1 protein-coding gene and 1 pseudogene are annotated in these 1,154 nt (G+C 75.5%); both read right to left on the bottom strand.

The window, feature by feature from the left end; genetic code table 11:
- On the bottom strand, window positions 1-502 hold a 502-nt coding region (locus tag D8M29_RS12475), incomplete at its 3' end, for a twin-arginine translocase TatA/TatE family subunit (RefSeq protein WP_127446036.1).
- A gap of 60 nt (window positions 503-562) precedes the next feature.
- Window positions 563-1,154, bottom strand: a pseudogene (locus D8M29_RS12470) (hypothetical protein); the annotation flags it as partial.

Raw genomic sequence — 1,154 nt, 5'->3', positions numbered from 1 at the left:
GGCCGGAGGCCATCAGGGCTGCGGCGGCACCGCCCACGGCGGCCGCCCCCGCGGCGGGCGCGGTGGACCGAGTCTGTGCGGCGGCGACGGACTCCGCGGCGGCGGTGCTGCCGCCCCCGGCGGGGCGGCGGAAGAGCGTGCGCGGATCCATGTCCGCCAGGTCCTGGTGGGTGAGGCCGCCGTGCACGTCCTCGGCGCTGATGCCCGTCGCCTGCGCCGCCCGGGACGCGGGCGTGGACGAGCCGTCGGCGGGCTCGCGGAGCGCGTCGCGGATGATGCGGCGCGGGTCGTACTGGCGGGGGTCGTACTTGCGCCAGTCCACCTCGTCGAAGTCCGTGCCGGTCTCCTCCTTGAACTGCGCCTTGGCACCCTCGGCCTTGTCGCGCATGACGCGCAGCCAGTCGGTGAAGGCGCGCGTGTACTCGGGGAGCTTCTCCGGCCCGAGGATGACGATCGCGAGCACCGCCAAGATGATGAACTCGCTGCCGTTGATACCTAACACCCTCCGAACTCTACTAGAGCGGCACCGCCCCACAGCCCGGAGCCGCGGGGGCGGGGCGGCTCAGCCGCGGGGGCGCGGCACGGCGTCCGCGATGCGTTCGAGGCCTCGCTCGAGGCGCTCCTCGACGGCGTCTCCGCCGCCCAGCTCGAGCACCCGTGCCCGCTCGGAGACCAGCAGGTGGGTGAGGACCGCGTCCGCGCGCTCGTCCGGCAGGGTGGCCTCCACGCGGTAGGCGGCCTGCGGCGTGGTCAGCTCGGCCGTCCAGCCGTCCTCGCCCCCCGCCGGGACGATCCGGTAGACGCCGCCGCCGGCCAGTCGACGCTCCTGCGCCCCCGTGCTCAGGGGCGCGGTCGAGGCACAGCCCTCCGGGGCGGCTCCCACGATCCGGGGTCGGCACTCGCGGACGGTCACGGTCGGCTCGTCCCGACCCCAGCCGACGACGACCTCCACGTCCTCGGCCGTCTGGGCGGTGTCCACGGTGAGCGGCTCCAGGCCGGCCCCCACGAGGGAGGGCACCGTCCAGCCCTGACCCCGCAGCTCCGCGACGGTTCCGCGCCGGTCCGTCGACGCGGTCCCGGCTGCCGGCAGGGCGACGGTGTCCGTCGGGGTCGGGGAGATCGGAAGAGCGGCGTGTGGGGATAGAGTGTCTTGG

Origin of the sequence: Micrococcus sp. HSID17227 (genome assembly GCF_003989405.1) — a bacterium.
Lineage (GTDB): Bacteria > Actinomycetota > Actinomycetes > Actinomycetales > Micrococcaceae > Micrococcus > Micrococcus luteus.
The sequence above is the reverse complement of the archived record's forward strand: the minus strand, read 5'-3'. Positions and strand labels throughout refer to the sequence as shown.